The organism is Chryseobacterium tongliaonense (genome assembly GCF_041224435.1).
GTDB lineage: Bacteria > Bacteroidota > Bacteroidia > Flavobacteriales > Weeksellaceae > Chryseobacterium > Chryseobacterium tongliaoense.
Genome location: NZ_JBGFFD010000003.1, coordinates 428,601 through 444,414 on the forward strand (window position 1 = coordinate 428,601; position 15,814 = coordinate 444,414).

The 15,814-nt window shown below is 36.8% G+C and carries 15 protein-coding genes; 8 read left to right on the forward strand and 7 right to left on the reverse strand.

Annotated features, from left to right (window positions below):
* Positions 1-65: 65 nt before the first annotated feature.
* The 3 genes from AB8P06_RS09520 to AB8P06_RS09530 form a co-directional block, all read right to left on the reverse strand.
* Positions 66-1,046 carry a pyruvate dehydrogenase complex E1 component subunit beta gene (locus tag AB8P06_RS09520; protein ID WP_369840811.1) on the reverse strand — a complete coding sequence of 327 codons (981 nt, stop codon included), beginning with the start codon at positions 1,044-1,046 and terminating at the stop codon, positions 66-68.
* Between the two features lie 110 nt (positions 1,047-1,156).
* Complete coding sequence (locus AB8P06_RS09525) at positions 1,157-1,576, reverse strand: DUF2147 domain-containing protein (RefSeq protein WP_369840813.1); 420 nt, start codon at positions 1,574-1,576, stop codon at positions 1,157-1,159.
* A 152-nt stretch (positions 1,577-1,728) separates the two neighbouring features.
* Complete coding sequence (locus AB8P06_RS09530; protein ID WP_369840816.1) at positions 1,729-3,657, reverse strand: LTA synthase family protein; 1,929 nt, start codon at positions 3,655-3,657, stop codon at positions 1,729-1,731.
* Positions 3,658-3,746: 89 nt separating this feature from the next.
* Here AB8P06_RS09530 and AB8P06_RS09535 point away from each other — a divergent pair, with 89 nt between their 5' ends.
* The 5 genes from AB8P06_RS09535 (at position 3,747) to AB8P06_RS09555 (ending at position 6,862) form a co-directional block, all read left to right on the forward strand.
* Positions 3,747-4,451: a CDP-alcohol phosphatidyltransferase family protein gene (locus AB8P06_RS09535; RefSeq protein WP_369840818.1), complete on the forward strand. Its 705-nt coding sequence runs from the start codon at positions 3,747-3,749 to the stop codon at positions 4,449-4,451.
* A gap of 82 nt (positions 4,452-4,533) precedes the next feature.
* Positions 4,534-5,298 carry an exonuclease domain-containing protein gene (locus AB8P06_RS09540; protein ID WP_369840820.1) on the forward strand — a complete coding sequence of 255 codons (765 nt, stop codon included), beginning with the start codon at positions 4,534-4,536 and terminating at the stop codon, positions 5,296-5,298.
* A gap of 3 nt (positions 5,299-5,301) precedes the next feature.
* Entirely contained in the window at positions 5,302-5,700 is a 399-nt protein-coding gene (locus AB8P06_RS09545; RefSeq protein ID WP_369840822.1) for a putative signal transducing protein, read from the forward strand.
* Positions 5,701-5,750: 50 nt separating this feature from the next.
* Positions 5,751-6,356 carry a fumarylacetoacetate hydrolase family protein gene (locus AB8P06_RS09550; protein WP_369840824.1) on the forward strand — a complete coding sequence of 202 codons (606 nt, stop codon included), beginning with the start codon at positions 5,751-5,753 and terminating at the stop codon, positions 6,354-6,356.
* Positions 6,357-6,415: 59 nt separating this feature from the next.
* Positions 6,416-6,862 carry a universal stress protein gene (locus tag AB8P06_RS09555; RefSeq protein ID WP_369840826.1) on the forward strand — a complete coding sequence of 149 codons (447 nt, stop codon included), beginning with the start codon at positions 6,416-6,418 and terminating at the stop codon, positions 6,860-6,862.
* 70 nt (positions 6,863-6,932) lie between these two features.
* Here AB8P06_RS09555 and AB8P06_RS09560 read toward each other — a convergent pair whose 3' ends face one another.
* On the reverse strand, positions 6,933-7,166 hold the full coding sequence (locus tag AB8P06_RS09560; protein ID WP_369840828.1) for a DUF6341 family protein: 234 nt from the start codon (positions 7,164-7,166) through the stop codon (positions 6,933-6,935).
* 42 nt (positions 7,167-7,208) lie between these two features.
* Here AB8P06_RS09560 and AB8P06_RS09565 point away from each other — a divergent pair, with 42 nt between their 5' ends.
* Both AB8P06_RS09565 and AB8P06_RS09570 read left to right on the forward strand, forming a co-directional pair.
* Positions 7,209-8,114, forward strand: a complete 906-nt coding sequence (locus AB8P06_RS09565) for a DUF6427 family protein (protein WP_369840830.1) — start codon at positions 7,209-7,211, stop codon at positions 8,112-8,114.
* A 6-nt stretch (positions 8,115-8,120) separates the two neighbouring features.
* Complete coding sequence (locus tag AB8P06_RS09570) at positions 8,121-8,705, forward strand: DUF3109 family protein (protein ID WP_369840832.1); 585 nt, start codon at positions 8,121-8,123, stop codon at positions 8,703-8,705.
* A gap of 95 nt (positions 8,706-8,800) precedes the next feature.
* Here the strand turns inward: AB8P06_RS09570 and AB8P06_RS09575 are convergent, their stop codons facing one another.
* The 3 genes from AB8P06_RS09575 to AB8P06_RS09585 all read right to left on the reverse strand — a co-directional run bounded on the left by AB8P06_RS09575 (position 8,801) and on the right by AB8P06_RS09585 (position 13,946).
* Complete coding sequence (locus tag AB8P06_RS09575) at positions 8,801-11,656, reverse strand: M16 family metallopeptidase (protein ID WP_369840834.1); 2,856 nt, start codon at positions 11,654-11,656, stop codon at positions 8,801-8,803.
* Positions 11,657-11,814: 158 nt separating this feature from the next.
* On the reverse strand, positions 11,815-12,498 hold the full coding sequence (locus tag AB8P06_RS09580) for a hypothetical protein (protein WP_369840836.1): 684 nt from the start codon (positions 12,496-12,498) through the stop codon (positions 11,815-11,817).
* Positions 12,499-12,611: 113 nt separating this feature from the next.
* Positions 12,612-13,946 (reverse strand): trigger factor, encoded by a 1,335-nt coding sequence (locus tag AB8P06_RS09585; RefSeq protein ID WP_369840838.1) that lies wholly within the window; start codon positions 13,944-13,946, stop codon positions 12,612-12,614.
* 401 nt (positions 13,947-14,347) lie between these two features.
* On the opposite strand from AB8P06_RS09585, the gene AB8P06_RS09590 reads away from it, so the two are divergent.
* Positions 14,348-15,805, forward strand: a complete 1,458-nt coding sequence (locus AB8P06_RS09590; RefSeq protein WP_369840840.1) for a phage tail-like protein — start codon at positions 14,348-14,350, stop codon at positions 15,803-15,805.
* The last annotated feature ends 9 nt before the right edge of the window (positions 15,806-15,814 follow it).

Sequence of the window (15,814 nt, forward strand, 5' to 3'; positions counted from 1 at the left end):
CAAGAATTATTCTTCATGAATATAATAAATGAAAAAACTTCCTTTCGGAAGTTTTTCTCTATGATCTATTTTACGTACATGGCATTTTTAATTTCCTCTTTCACTTTTTCAAGTTTAGGGAACCATTCTGCAAACAAGGCAGCTGAATACGGTGCAGGAGCATCAGGAGTAGTAATTCTCTTGATAGGAGCATCTAAATAATCGAATGCTTTCTGCTGTACCATATAAGTAATTTCGGAAGAAATGGAAGCAAATGGCCACGCTTCTTCTAAAATCACCAATCTGTTTGTTTTCTTTACAGATTCTAAAATGGTATCGTAATCTAAAGGACGAACCGTTCTAAGATCGATTACTTCTACGGATATTCCTTCTTTAGCTAAATCTTCAGCAGCCTGAATAGCCAGTTTCATGATTTTTCCGAAAGAAACCAAAGTCACATCCTTACCTTCTTTTTTGATATCTGCTTTACCGATCGGTAAGTAGTATTCTTCTTCAGGAATTTCCATTTTATCTCCGTACATCTGCTCAGATTCCATAAAGATTACAGGGTCATTATCCTGAATTGCTGTTTTTAACAATCCTTTTGCATCATAAGGGTTTGAAGGAACCACTACTTTAAGTCCCGGACAGTTGGCAAACCAACCTTCAAAAGCCTGAGAGTGCGTTGCTCCCAATTGTCCTGCCGAAGCCGTAGGGCCACGGAAAACGATTGGGCAGTTCCACTGGCCACCACTCATCTGACGGATCTTTGCTGCGTTATTGATAATCTGATCAATTCCTACCAGAGAGAAATTGAATGTCATAAATTCTACGATCGGCCTGTTTCCATTCATTGCTGCTCCTACAGAAATCCCTGTAAAACCAAGCTCCGCAATAGGTGTATCGATTACTCTTTTAGGGCCAAATTCATCCAGCATTCCTTTTGAAGCCTTATATGCACCATTATATTCTGCAACTTCCTCACCCATTAAATAGATGGATTCGTCTTTACGCATTTCCTCGCTCATTGCCTGTGCAATTACCTCACGAAAAGTATATTCTGCCATATTTCTTTGAAAAATTTAGACTACAAAAATAGTGTTTTTTTATTATACACATAACAAAAACGACATCTCATTTGAATGAAATGCCGTTTATTAATTTTATTTAAACCGGATTAGTTGGCTTTTTGCCAGGTTTGTGTTCTTCCCAATAAAGATACGCCTAAATATCCTCTTACATTCAGCTGATCTCCGCTTCTGGTAATGGTACATTTGTATGTTTTACCTGTTTTCGGATCTGTAATCGTTCCACCTGTGAACTCGTCACCGTCTTTTTTTAAACCTCTGATGATTTCCATTCCCAAGATAGGTTTCCCTTTTCTGTCATCTTTACAAGACGAGCAATTAGGATCTGCCGGTTTTATAAGCAACTGAGATACTTTCCCGTAATACTTACCGTCTGTCTTTTTATAGATCTCCACAATAGATTTTGCCTGCTTGGTTTCATCATCTATTGTTTTCCATTTCCCTTCAATTTGTGCAAAAGACAATACACCAAATAAAGAAAGTACCAATGTTAATAATAATTTTTTCATATTTTTTATCGTTTTAATTCCAATAAATTATTTTTGTTGTCTATTTACTGCTAAAAATATAAATTAATTTCAAACAAACAAAAACTTTTATTATCCTAGGCATATATAACAATACACATACCAATTTTTAAGAATTAAACACTCATCAAACATTAATCCAGTTTCCGGTTAATTATTTTATCCATATAATCCTGATACCAGGCTTTGGCAATCTCTTTTCCTTTTTCTGTTTCCGGGGTTTTCAGCTGATCCATAAGGTTTTTCTCCAGTCCTAAATCAGTTTTATCATACAAACCGATTACATTTTTCCCGTCAAAACGATAGATATAGTTGCCAATGATAAACTGCTCTACTCCACCATCGGAATTGGCAATAATGGCCGGATATTTTTTATCGCTTACCAAGCTTCTTCCCCAGCTTCTTATCTTTTTATTATATCCGATCAGGTCTGCCAGTGTCGGGTAAATATCAATCTGCTGTGCCAGTTCCGGATCTACTCCTTTTAAATGATAGGCCGGATTCGGAGAATATAAAATAATCGGAACGGAGAAACGATTCATTGCTTTTTCATATTCCTGATAATAGATCTGATTGGTATGGTCTCCTGTAAACACAAAAATAGTATTATTAAACCATGGCTGTTTCTTAACCGTTTCAAAATACTTCTTAATAGCATAATCCGTATACTGTATCGGCTCATGCATCTGATTTTTCCCCTTTTTGAATTTGCCGTTATATTTTTCCGGGATTTTAAACGGATGATGAGAAGAAGCCGTAAAAACGGTTGCCATAAAAGGCTGGGTTTTTCCTACATTTTTAGCAAAATACTGTAAAAAAGGTTCATCCCAGATTGCCCACATCCCGTCGAAATCTTCATCATGATTGTATTCTGTCTTCCCGAAGTAATGCTTAAATCCTAAAATATTTCCAAAGCCCAAAAATCCCATTGATCCGTTGGGTGCCCCGTGATAAAAAGAAGTGTCATAACCCATTTCGTTACAGATGGAAACAATAGACTGTATTTTCTGATTGGAATATGGAGAACTTGTAAATGCATCCGTAAGACTTGGAATCCCGGCCAAAACACTGCTCATCCCGTGAATCGATTGTCTCCCGTTGGCAAAAGTATTGGGGAAAATAAGGCTTTCGTTGGCTAAACTGTCTATAAAAGGAGTATAGGAAACATAATCTTTTATGTGCTTATCTTTATTAAATGCCCCGGAATATTCCCGGCTGAAAGATTCAACAATGAAAATAACGATATTCGGACGGCTCGTTACTTTTCTGTCATATATTTTATAAGGCTGAATATTTTCATCAATAAATTTCTCATCGACAAAATGAACTTCTTTGAAATTGTTTGTCCCTAGAGTCCTGAAGAATGAAAAAGTACTGTTCAGCACCATATTTCCCTGTGGTGGAAGCTTTACAAAACGGTTGGCATCCACTAGATTGATCGGTCTTGTACTGTGTCTGAAATCACCACGGATTCCGCCAACCACCAAAACAGCCGTTACACAAAGATAAAGAACGGATAAAATAAAGTAAGGAACCAATTTTAAAGGTTTCTGTTCTGTTACTTTTACTCTTTTATAAAGAAAAACCCACAATCCCATTAAAACAATAAACCATATCAGAATGAACGGATTTTGTACAATAGAAGCGGTGAATACCTTGAAAATATTGGATTCATGCTGTGCTACCTGAAATGCAGCCGAAGTAAGCCTTGTCTGTGAGAATTTATAATAAACAAAATCACCGAAATTCATCGCATAGGCAATCCCGTTGGTGATAAAGTACAGCCAGAATAAAATGTTCTGATAACCTTTTTTGGTATTGATCACTGCCGGAATAAGGCTCAGCAGAATGAATAAAGAATTCACATACAAAATTGCCGTTGTATCAAAAGCAATCCCATGATAGGAAAGACTGAAATAATCTGAAACAGAATCAACCCTGATCAGGTCTTTATTGAAATACCAGAATAAGAATCTCGCAATCTGATAAAAAATATATGCCAAAAAAATTCTGTACAATAATGCCAGAACTTCCTGTTTTCTAAATTCTTTAAAAAAATTCATCCGGCAAATTTACATTAATTTCATATTAATGTATTTTTTAGTTCATATTATTTTGATACGGAATTTTTAAAAAATGTAATTTTGTGGCTATGAATTTCATTAAAAACAATCTTGCCAATGCCTTAACTTTAGGAAATTTATTTTCCGGATGTATAGGAGCGGTTCATCTTATTTTAGGGGATTATCAGACAACAGCAATCTGTATTATTCTTTCACTGGTTTTAGATTTCTTTGACGGATTTGTAGCCAGAGCTTTGAAGGCGAATTCCAACCTGGGAGTACAGCTTGATTCTCTTGCGGATATGGTAAGCTTTGGTTTTCTTCCGGGACTGACGATGTTTGTAGCACTGGCTCAAAATTCATATACGGATATTCCGTGGTACTGTTATTTAGGTTTCTTAGTGACTGTATTTTCATGTCTGAGACTCGCTATTTTCAATCTGGATGATGATCAGAAGTATTATTTTAAAGGACTAAACACGCCTTCCAATACGATTCTGATTTTCGGATTGTATTATGCTTTTATGGAAAATCATAGCTTTGGGGTTTTATTTAACAATACTTATACTTATGTACTGATTGCCCTGTCAGTGATCTGTTCCTGGTTACTGATCAGCCCTGTTAAAATGATTGCAATGAAATTCAAATCGATGAAGCTACAGGATAACTATCCAAAACTGGCATTATTAATCGGTTCAATCTTAATTTTGATTATCTTTAGGACAGTCGGAATACCGATCGTTATTATTTATTATATGGTTATATCCATTATTTTTCAGAAAAAACTCAATTAGATATTAGATGCCGGAATTTAGATGTTAGAGACTAATATGGCATTTTCAAATTATCACATTAACATATTCTCAAATTAATAAAATGAATTTAAAATTATATAAGCCTCTTTGCATATTTGATTTGGAAACTACAGGAACGAATATCGGTAAAGACCGCATCGTAGAAATCTGTATTTTAAAAGTGAATCCTGATGCTTCGAGAGAAAGCAGAACGTGGCGTATCAATCCGGAAATGCCTATTCCGAGAGAAAGCAGCGAGATCCATGGAATTTACGACGAAGATGTAAAAGATGCACCGACTTTCAGAGATATTGCTTCCAAAGTAATGGAAATGATTTCAGGAGCTGATCTCGGAGGTTTTAATTCTAACCGTTTTGATGTCCCTTTACTGGCAGAAGAGCTTTTAAGAGTGGGCGTTGATTTTGATTTAAATAAATTCAAACTGGTGGATGCACAGACAATTTTCCATAAAAAAGAGCCGAGGAACCTTGGTGCCGCTTATCAGTTCTACTGTGGGAAAACACTTGAAAATGCCCACTCCGCAGAGGCAGATGTAATGGCAACATTCGAGGTTCTGGATGCACAGGTTGGAAAATATGAAGATATTCCCAATGAGATCGCTCAATTAAGTGAATTTACGTTCCATAATAAGAATGCAGATCTGGCCGGGTTTATCGGATACAATGAAAAGATGGAAGAAGTTTTCAATTTCGGAAAATATAAAGGACAGGGTGTAAAGGCTGTTTTTCAGAAAGATCTTGGGTATTTCGGATGGCTTCAGAATGCTGATTTCCCGCTTTATACCAAGAAAGTTTTTACAAAAATTCAATTATCCGGTAAATTTTAAAAGATGTCAGAACTAGTTCGTTTTAAATTTTATGAAACAGCTCTTGAAGCCAACCGGGACAAACAGATCCTGGCAGAAAGTGATATTCAGAGCTTCATTGCCAATGAACAGCTCATCCAGTCGGATTGGCTGCTGTCACAGGCTGTAGGCGGAATTCAGCTGCAGGTTTTTGAAGAGGATGTGGAAAAGGCACAGCAGGTTTTGCAGGATTATCAGGATAACGAAAAATACTCCCTGGAAGTAGAGCATACCATTGAAAATCCAAAGTTTGATTTTGTATGTCCAAAATGCGGATCAAATCATATCTACAGGGATGACAGTGCTACGAGCTTCTTTGGGGTTTCTCTTCTGACGAGCCATAAATTCGTGTGCTATTATTGTGAAAACGAATTCACGCATTAAATAACTTTGTCAGTCCATGGCAAAACAACACTATAAATATTAAGAAAGCTATGAAAATCATCTGTATAGGAAGAAATTACAGCGAACATGCAAAAGAGCTCGGTAACGAGATCCCTGAGAATCCGGTAATTTTTATGAAGCCTGACACGGCGGTTTTAAAAGGAAATGATTTTTATATCCCTGAATTTTCAAATGACATTCATTATGAGCTTGAAGTCGTTCTGAAAATTTCAAAAGGCGGTAAATATATCCAGAAAGAAACGGCGCATAAGCATTATGAGGAAATAGGCCTTGGAATTGATTTTACGGCACGAGATCTTCAGAGTGAGCTTAAATCCAAAGGCCTGCCGTGGGAACTGGCCAAAGGCTTTGATGGTTCTGCAGTTGTAGGAAATTTCTTTAAAAAGGACCAGTATGATCTTAATGCACTGCAATTTTCATTGCTTAAGAACAAGGAAAAGGTACAGGACGGTAATACGAAAGACATGATTTTCAGCTTTGATGATATTGTGGCTTTTGCTTCTCAGTATTTTACACTCAGAGTAGGTGATCTTATTTTTACAGGAACTCCAAAAGGTGTGGGAAAAGTAGAAGAGAATGATATCCTGGAAGCATTCATGGAAAATGAAAAAATGCTTGATATCCGAATATTATAAGTTATTTAACACAGATTCTGACAATTTTTCCTTAACTTTAGATAACAAAATTAAAGGTTATGGTAAATATTGTATTACCCGTAGATTTTGGGGATAAAACAGATCAACTTGTAGACGGCGCCATTAAATTCGCTAAGGAAGTGAACGGCAAAATTAATTTAATTCACGTTGCACCATCAGACATTGGTTTTGCCATTGGTGATATGGGTTACCAGTATTTTCCTGAAGTTGAAGAAAACGAAATCAGAGAGGAACTGGTACAGCTCAACAAAATTGAACAAAGGATTATTGCTCATGATGTAGATTGTGAACATCTTTTGAAACAAGGGATAGCCAAAGATATTATCCTGGAATATGCCAAAGCAAAAAATGCCAGCTATATTGTGATGGGCTCACACGGGAGAAGTGGAATATATGATGTATTTGTGGGAAGCTTAACGAAAGGGCTTACCAAGAGCTCTCACATTCCGGTTTTAGTGCTTCCTATCCATGACCAGAACAGCTAAGTTTTAATCGTTAATCATAAAAAAGCCGATCAAATAAATCTGATCGGCTTTTTACTATATAACCAATTAATTAACCTTCTTTTTTGTAGATTGTCGGATCGTAGTAAGGATGCTTACCTTCCGTTGGAGAATAGTAGTCTTTATCTTTATCGCCACCTAATGTTACTACCAATACATAACACCAATAGATGAACAGTACGCAGCAAACAGTAAATAGAATCCAGTTTAAAACATTTCCGAAAGTGTCAAAGAAACCAAAACTCCATTTGAAAACTTTGCTTAAGAATAGAAAGAAAGACGTCATTATTTTCCTTTTTTAAATTAACTTTGTACAAATTTATAAAAAATGTTTAAATTACTTTCAAAAGAAAGCAATATTTTTTCAATCCCTGTTTATATTGGTTTTCTTCTTTTAATAGTAATAATATTTAACATACTGAATTTCAATACTTATGAAGCAATTGTTGCCGGAATTACTTTTCTTGGAATTGCTTTGGCTTATTTTTGTTTTCATACGATAGCCCTTAATTATCAGACTCATCTGCCCTTATTTTTATATACGATTTTTATTTTCGGCCTTTATCCCGGTAATCTGGATATCGGAATTGCGGTAGCACTGCTTACCAATTCGTTTCTTTTGCTACTTTTAACGAGTACGGATGAAGACATCCGGAAAAAATCTTACGTTCTGGTCGGTTCTATTGTAGCGTTGAATTTCATCTTTCTGCCTACGACCTGGCCAATGGCTGTTTTTGTCATCGTTCACGTAATTGCTACGTCTGAACGAATTACTTTGAATCTTTTCAGGTTTCTTCTGGGGATCGTGATGATTGCATTCAGTTATTTTTCCCTGATGTTCTTTTTTAATTTCACTTCGTGGAACCTGGATTATTTCCCGTTTGGAAAAATGAAGCCGATAACGGATTACAGAGGATTATTTCCTTTAATCCCTATTGTTTTAATGCTTATCTATGCTGTTTACGACCATTTTCAGAATTATAACAAGAAAAGCCCTGTAAGCAGATATAAATATACTTTTTTATTAGTTTTTTCGTTAGCTCAGCTGGTGACCATTATTCTTTATATGAACACCACTTATGAATACTTATTGCTTCTGGCATTTCCTTCAAGTATCATACTGAGCAGAATGTTACGGTTTTTACCTAAATACTGGATGCGCGAAGTCAGCTTCTGGCTGATTATTATTAGTTTGGTTACCTTTAAAGTAGGTACATATTTTCAATTATTTTAAAAGATTATGATTCAGATAGACGATAAATTGATTTCCGAGGAGATATTTTCCGAAGAATTTGTTTGCAACCTTACAAAATGTAAGGGTGCATGTTGTGTGGAAGGTGATGTAGGAGCTCCGCTGGATAAAGACGAGCTTGAAATTTTAGACCGTATTTTTGATCAGATAAAACCTTACCTTACCCAGGAAGGGATAAAAGCTCTTGAAGAACAGGGAACATGGACTACCGACCCGATGGACGGAATGTATGTAACTCCAATGGTTGAAGACCGTGAGTGCGCGTATGTGACCTTTGATGAAAAAGGGATTACAAAATGTGGAATTGAGAAAGCTTATGAAGACGGTGCGGTAGACTGGCAAAAGCCGATCTCTTGTCACCTGTACCCTATCCGTGTTACGGAATATTCTTCTTTCACAGCATTGAATTATCATGAATGGAGCGTATGCAGTGACGCCTGTGCTTTAGGGAAAGAGCTTCAGGTACCGGTTTACAAATTTTTAAAAACACCTTTGATCAGAAAGTATGGTGAAGAGTTTTATACTATTTTGAGCGGTGCTGCTGAAGAATGGAAGAAAGAATATGGCTCTTGATTGGTTTGAATCGGAGGTTAGATTAAATTCCCTGAGATTATTTATATAAAAAAACCGCAGAAAATTCTGCGGTTTCTCTATTGGATATAAGTTGATTAATTGGTAACTCCGGCCTTGATAACTGCCGGTTGTGTCTCCTCTTTTTTAGCATTTTCCCAACCGTCTTCCGGCATTAAAGTCGCTACGATTTTACCTTTTGTAAGGTATTTTTTAGCAACATCCTGAAGGTCTTTAGCTGTAAGAGCTTTTACTTTTTCCTGATAGTCAAGGATTTCGTATTTGTCGCTGCCGTCCAGCTGGTTTTTAGCCAATGCATTCATCCAATACATATTGTCCTTCATATTGGTTTTATCATCATTATACTCTCCTTCTTTGTACTTGTCAAGGTCTTTCTGCTCCGGGCCTTTATCTATTAATTTCTGAAGCTCTGTAACAGCGCTTTTCGTTAATTTATCTGCATTTTCCGGTCCGCAAGGGAAGCTTATGCTAAAATTATAGGCACCGTAAGGAACTTTAGACATTCCGCCTCTGGCTCCGCCACCGTAAATTCCACTTTCATCTTCTCTTAATTTTTCAATTACCTTAATGGTTGCTACTTCTCCCAAAGCTTCCAAAGCCAAAGCATCTTTTTCATTATATGGTGCTTCTCCGCTATAAGAAATTGTGACCAAACTTTTAGGATCTTTTCCTTTTTTATAAACTTTAGTATAATCTCCTGTCATCGGCCTGTATCCTGTATCTTTAAATGTACCCGGCTTTCCGTTTGAAGGCAGACTTGCTATATATTGTAAAACCTGATTTTTAAAGGTTGCCTCATCAATATTTCCTACAAAATAAAACTGGAAATTTCCTGCATTGGAAAATTTTTCCTTATAGATATCGTAAGCTTTCTTATAATCGGTATTGGCCCAGTCTTTCTCCATAGGAATGATCCCGATAAATCTTGGATTTTTCTGATTCATGAATTTCGCATGCTCACTGGAAAAATAAAACTGAGGATTTGAGATCATGTTATTGAACATGGCAGACTGCTTGGTTTTGTATGCGTTGAATGCATCCGGATTATAATTTAATCCCGTAAAATAAGCATATATCAATTCCATTGCAGTCCCTAAATCTTTCTGATTGGTTCTTCCGTTGATCCCTTCTGTCATGCTTCCGATGAAAGGATTTACACTGGCTTGTTTCCCTGCAAGGTAATTGGTAAGATCAGCTTTTGAAATCCCACCTACTCCGGCTTCAGATAAGGCACCGAAAGCAAACTGGGTTTTATTGTAATCAGCATCCGGGATGATAGAATTTCCGCCTAAGCTTCTTGCTGTAAAAACAATCTCATCATCTTTAAAGTCTGTTTTTTTGAAAGTAACTTTAGCTCCGTTGCTTAATGTCCAGGTTGTTGTTCCTAATTTTGCATCGGTTTCTGTTTTAACAATTTTCCCTTCAGATTTGAAAGGTTTTACCAGATTTTTGATGGTTGCCTTTTCCTCATAAGGTTTAAGGTCAGCCATTTTCACCCCTTCAAATGTATTCAGAACCATTGCTTCCGTAGGCATGGTCACATTATCTTTTTTAGGGCCTGTGATTACGACAACACGGCTGTCATCCTTAACCATTTTTTTAATTACATCATTCGTCTGCGCCAACGTAACTCCGGGAAGGAATTTCTTGGAATCTTCGTATTCCCAGGCGATTCCCGGCATAGGTTCCTGCTCCAGGAAGTTTCTCACATACTCATCTACCAGCATTGCACTTTCCGTTTTATCACGGTTGTTGTATGCTCTTTCAAGGTTAGAAATGATCTGAGATTTGGCTCTGTCTAATTCAGATTGTGTAAACCCGAATTTTTTTGCTCTTTCCACTTCTGTCAAAAGAACTTTAAGGGCATTAAGCTGATCTCCTTCTTTCGTCATGGCAAAACCCTGCAGGGCTTCTTTGGTTCTTGCATAAGTTCCACCGTGATAAACCGAACCGAATGTAAATGGCGGATTATTTGAGTTAATCAGCTCTCTAAGACGATTATTCAGCATGGTAGTGGCAACGTTTTCCACAAGGCTCTGATTATACTGCTCAATTGTAACATCCGGCTGATAGGCATCGGAGTCTTTCATCGTAAACTGTACCATTGAGCTTGTGGCATCCGGATCGGTTTCAACAGCTACCAGTGTTTCTTTATGGTTCGGAAGATCGAAAACTTTTCTTTCTCTCGGCTTCGCAGGATTTTTGTATTTGCTGAAATTGTCTTTGATCTTCTTTTCAACTTCATCTACATTAACGTCTCCTACAACAACGATCGCCATCAGATCCGGTCTGTACCAATCCTGATGGAATTTTCTGATCACATCCGGTTTGAAGTTTTCAAGAACGTCTTTTTTCCCGATCGGAAGCCTGTTGGCATATTGGGAATTATACAATAATTTCGGAAGGTATTTGTCTGACATTCTTTTGTCTGCTCCCAAACCAAGCCTTAATTCTTCCAAAACCACTCCTCTTTCCTTATTGATCTGCTCATCAGAAAGTGTAGCATTGAATGCCCAGTCTTCCATTACTTTAAGCCCGGCATCAAGGTTTCCGGGTTTATCCAGAGGAACGGGAAGCATGTACACCGTTTCGTCAAAGCTTGTGTATGCATTAAGGTGCTGCCCGAATTTTACCCCGATAGATTGTAAAAAGTCTACCAATTTATTATCCGGGAAATTTTTAGTCCCGTTGAAGTTCATGTGCTCCATAAAGTGAGCCAATCCTCTTTGGTTTTCATCTTCAAGAATAGATCCGGCATTGATTGCCAGCCTGAAATCTACTTTTTTTTCAGGTAAGGTATTCTTTTTAATGTAGTACTTCATCCCATTTGAAAGGGTCCCCGTTCTTACGGAAGGATCCACGGGAATGTTTTGGGCAAATGCATTGGCCGACAATAAAACAACGACGGCAAATGACGACAGGATTTTTTTCATACGGTTATTATTTTCTTTTTTCGGATTTAAAAATATAAATTATTCACCACGCAAGGAAATGATATCTGCCGCTTTTTAGTTAAAGTTGAGTTAAAAATAAGTATGCATCAAAAAGGCCGGACAATGTCCGGCCTTTTTTGATTTATATTAATTATTTCCTATTTAAAGTCTGCGTCTGTAACTCCTGAATTAAGAACTACTTTTGTGGTTTTAATTGTTACTTTCTGGCCGTTTCCTTCTGCTTCTATTTCGGCAGGGAACTTAAGACCGTCTACCGTCATATAGCTTTTTACAACTGCATTCCCTTCCTTCGCTTCAGATTTGTATAATAAACCTGTAGCAGCATCAAAGTAAAACTTACCTTTTTCAGAAGTTAAAACATTGTAATCTTTGCCATCTATTTTTTCAACGGTTACCGTTTGGAAATTAGCAGCGTCATATCCTAACGCATCAATTACCTTGCTTTTTTTAAGATCAGCAATTTTATCTGCAGGAATATCCATTTTTTGTCCGTTCTGGTCAAAATATCCTTTCTCACCGTCAAAAACCTGAGTCATCTGCTGCCCCATTACGCTTTGTACAGATTTGAACTTATTTCCCATCTTTTTGGTCGTCATAGAAACTTCCATTCCCTGTACTGAAAGTGTATTATCAATCACAGTAGTTTTTACAGCTTCTAATTTATCTTTCCCACCTAGCGCTTTAAGATAATTATCAATTACGTCTTTAGGGCTCAGCTTCGATTTCGTTGCTTCCGTCTTAGCGGCAGCTGTCGTTTGTTGCGCTGCTACAGAAGTGGAAAAAAGCACAGCACAGAAAAACGGAATGATTATTTTTTTCATATATCTAATTTAGAGCGTAAATATATGAATATTGAACGATATAGAATCTATGAATTTTCAACAAAAAAACCACCGGATAACCGATGGTTTTAAAATATTTATCTTAAAATAAATTACTTTTTAAGTTCTTCTAAAAATTCGTCGTGAGAAATTTTAGTTTCTTTTTTAGTTGATTTTTCAAGAATTACATCTTTCAACTTCGTCATTGCTACTTCAGAAGAAATCTGTCTTACCTGCTCCTGGTCTTTCAACATCTCAACAGCATATTTTTGAATTTCTTCATCACCTAAATGGTGAATTCCGTAGATTGCCAACTGGTTTCTTACTAATTGCTCAGCTTGTCCCAATACATCAGCATAATCTAACTGAATATCGTTATCGCTCATCAATTTACCTTCGATGATCTGGTAGCTCAATTGTTTTTTTTCAGCTTCAAGAATTTCTTTTGCCTGCTCTTCAGACTGGATATTCTGGTTAGAGAATAATAACCATTTCACTAAGAAAGATTCTGGAAGTTTTACTTCTTCTTTTTCAGTGATTTGCTCCAATACTTTATTTACAAAGTGTACATCAGCATTTTGCTGGAAGTACTCATCCAATTCAGTTTTTACTTTTTCTTTAAGCTCTTCTTCAGATTTGATGTTTCCTTCTCCATATACTTTGTCGAATAAATCCTGGTTAAGCTCAGCTAAATTTAAAGCATAGAAATCTTTTACTTTCACCTCAACTTCAGCATGATGTAAATGCTCAACTTCTTCTTTGCTGAATCCTAATTCTTTAGCCAATTCTTCATCAGAAGCAAGGGTTTCTTTAGATACTTTTACAGATCCGTCCATTTTCAAAGACTTCACCAATTTGAAAGCTTCTTTGTTTTCAGCGGTAATTGTAGCATTCTTCGGATGGTGATGGTGCTCTCCTTCAGCATCTTCTTCCACTACCTGAGAAATTTCTAAAGTGATATAAGAATCTTTAGTGATTTTGTCTTGCGGAACCTGCTCTGCAAAACGCTTCTGCATATTTTCAATACTTTTGTTGATTTCTTTTTCTGAAGCTTCTACTTTATAGTGAGGCGCTTCGTACTTTGCTAAATCTATTGTGAATTCAGGCTCATACCCAACTTCAAAAGCAACTTCCAGTTTTTCTGCATTATGATTGAAATCATTTACAGGTTGTGGAACAGGTTGCCCAACTAATCTTAACTTGTTTTCGTTTACATAGTTGTTTAAAGCATCAGAAACCTGCTTGTTGATTTCTTCGAATGCAATACCTGCTTCGTATTGTTTTCTAACCATACTTAAAGGCACTTTTCCTTTTCTGAAACCAGGAACTTGCGCATTTTTAGCATAATTAATTAATTGCTTTTCAACTTTTTCTTTATAGTCAGATTTTTCCAATGTCACTGTAAGCAATGCACTTACATCATCATGGTTTTGTGCGGTAACCTTCATTATTGATTAAAATTTTAGGTTGCAAAAATATGAAAATTTTATGAAAATCTCTCAATTAAAATCAACTTAAAAAGCCAAATAATGTTAAAAGGTATACAACACAATTATTGTCGCGATTTTTTATACGGATTTGAATTTAAGCTAATATAAGCTCATTATGATTGAAGAACAACCTGACCATAACTTTTTAACCATATTTAAATAAAATTGAATAATACATACCACAATTATATGAATTTAATAGAAAATAAACATTAAAAGTTAATTTTTTATTTAGTTTTGCAGCTATTAATTTTAACTACATGTACCTTCTTTAAAACACAAAATTCAAATATAATTTAAAAACACATTTTAATCTAAAATCAGCTTTTTATTCTTAAAAGCATTAATAAACAACAATTATGAAAACATCTACCCGGATTACAAGACTTCCATTATGTAAAGCATCTTTTGGATTTCCTGTAGTTATGTTCCTATTTTTAAGTATTTCCCAAAACATTTTAGCGCAGACAAGAGTGATTGTCAATCCCGGACTCGAATTTGGGGTTGCCAATGCAACAGTACAGCAAACTGACACCAACTTCGGATTTGGAGCAAGTTTCGATGCGGGATTAACGGTGAGCTCGCCCTGGTATACTTCCCATCCTACCCAGGCTGGCGCATGTACCGTGGGCGTTGTTGGTGCCTGTCACCCGGTTGAAGTCTGGGGAACGGGCTTTGGCAGTGTACCCGCTGCACAGGGAACCAACTTTGTCGAACTGAATGCGTTTGTAAGTTCTATGATTTATCAGAATATGTATTTAGCCAATGGAGATATCATCAATTTTAATTTCAGACACAGAGCCAGACTAGACACTTCGGAACGGGCTGCAATGGTAATTGAAGATCAAAACCAGGTAAATATAGCTACCGTAAGACAAACGGTATTACCTTCAAGCACGGCAGCGTGGTCTAACAACACAGGAACTTACACGTTTACAGGAGTTTCCGGTGTTTACAGAGTGGGATTCAGAGCGGTGAATACAACCAGTCCGGGTGCAGGTAACTTATTGGATGATATCAGAATCACGCTTAATCCGCTTATCGATTTAAAATTTTCTAATTCTTTAGCAGCTTGCGAAGGCTTAAGCAACGGAACTTTATTTATGAGAATCAGTGGTGCCGTAACGACTGCAACTACAGTAGCTTTTGAGCTGATCAACCCTTCCAATGGTACAGCTTTTGCCTCAGACAGCGATATTACTGTGACCGGGGTTGCCAATTCCAATGGTACGCCAGTGGTGACCCACACACCGGGAAGCAGCATGTATCTGGTAACAATCCCTATCGGGAACTATGACGGCGGTGTTACACCGGGATATTCAAGCCCGACGAACGACGAAGACGGAATCAGAATAAATATTGCTTCCGTAAATGATGTTGTTTATGAAACTGATGAAACATTTAAATTTCAAATTAAGCAACAAGGCACGAATGGTTCTACCAACAACTTCGTTTCAACATCCTCACCAATATATGGAGATACTTATTACGAGACAACCAATGATTATTTCATCCAGAGATGTGTATGCTACGATGATGCCAATACCACAACAGCAGGTGCAGACAGTAAAGTCGGAATTTCTCTTTTGCAAAAAGTAAGCTCGAATGACGGAAGCTGGCCGGCAAGCAGAAAATCGGCTCATCTGGTTTTAGAATCCAATAATAAAGGATTTGTGATTTCCAGAATGACAACTGTTCAGGTGAATGCCATTGTATCTCCTCAGGAAGGAATGATGGTGTATGACACTACGGCTAAGTGTTTAAAACTCTATGACGGAACTGCCTGGAGCTGCTTCAGCACTGCAACTTGTCCTTAATTAATTTAA

Coding starts and splice junctions, on each gene's coding strand:
- AB8P06_RS09520 (WP_369840811.1), bottom strand. CDS start 1,046: ATGGCAGAATATACTTTTCGTGAGGTAATTGCACAGGCAATGAGCGAG.
- AB8P06_RS09525 (WP_369840813.1), bottom strand. CDS start 1,576: ATGAAAAAATTATTATTAACATTGGTACTTTCTTTATTTGGTGTATTG.
- AB8P06_RS09530 (WP_369840816.1), bottom strand. CDS start 3,657: ATGAATTTTTTTAAAGAATTTAGAAAACAGGAAGTTCTGGCATTATTG.
- AB8P06_RS09535 (WP_369840818.1), top strand. CDS start 3,747: ATGAATTTCATTAAAAACAATCTTGCCAATGCCTTAACTTTAGGAAAT.
- AB8P06_RS09540 (WP_369840820.1), top strand. CDS start 4,534: ATGAATTTAAAATTATATAAGCCTCTTTGCATATTTGATTTGGAAACT.
- AB8P06_RS09545 (WP_369840822.1), top strand. CDS start 5,302: ATGTCAGAACTAGTTCGTTTTAAATTTTATGAAACAGCTCTTGAAGCC.
- AB8P06_RS09550 (WP_369840824.1), top strand. CDS start 5,751: ATGAAAATCATCTGTATAGGAAGAAATTACAGCGAACATGCAAAAGAG.
- AB8P06_RS09555 (WP_369840826.1), top strand. CDS start 6,416: ATGGTAAATATTGTATTACCCGTAGATTTTGGGGATAAAACAGATCAA.
- AB8P06_RS09560 (WP_369840828.1), bottom strand. CDS start 7,166: ATGACGTCTTTCTTTCTATTCTTAAGCAAAGTTTTCAAATGGAGTTTT.
- AB8P06_RS09565 (WP_369840830.1), top strand. CDS start 7,209: ATGTTTAAATTACTTTCAAAAGAAAGCAATATTTTTTCAATCCCTGTT.
- AB8P06_RS09570 (WP_369840832.1), top strand. CDS start 8,121: ATGATTCAGATAGACGATAAATTGATTTCCGAGGAGATATTTTCCGAA.
- AB8P06_RS09575 (WP_369840834.1), bottom strand. CDS start 11,656: ATGAAAAAAATCCTGTCGTCATTTGCCGTCGTTGTTTTATTGTCGGCC.
- AB8P06_RS09580 (WP_369840836.1), bottom strand. CDS start 12,498: ATGAAAAAAATAATCATTCCGTTTTTCTGTGCTGTGCTTTTTTCCACT.
- AB8P06_RS09585 (WP_369840838.1), bottom strand. CDS start 13,946: ATGAAGGTTACCGCACAAAACCATGATGATGTAAGTGCATTGCTTACA.
- AB8P06_RS09590 (WP_369840840.1), top strand. CDS start 14,348: ATGAAAACATCTACCCGGATTACAAGACTTCCATTATGTAAAGCATCT.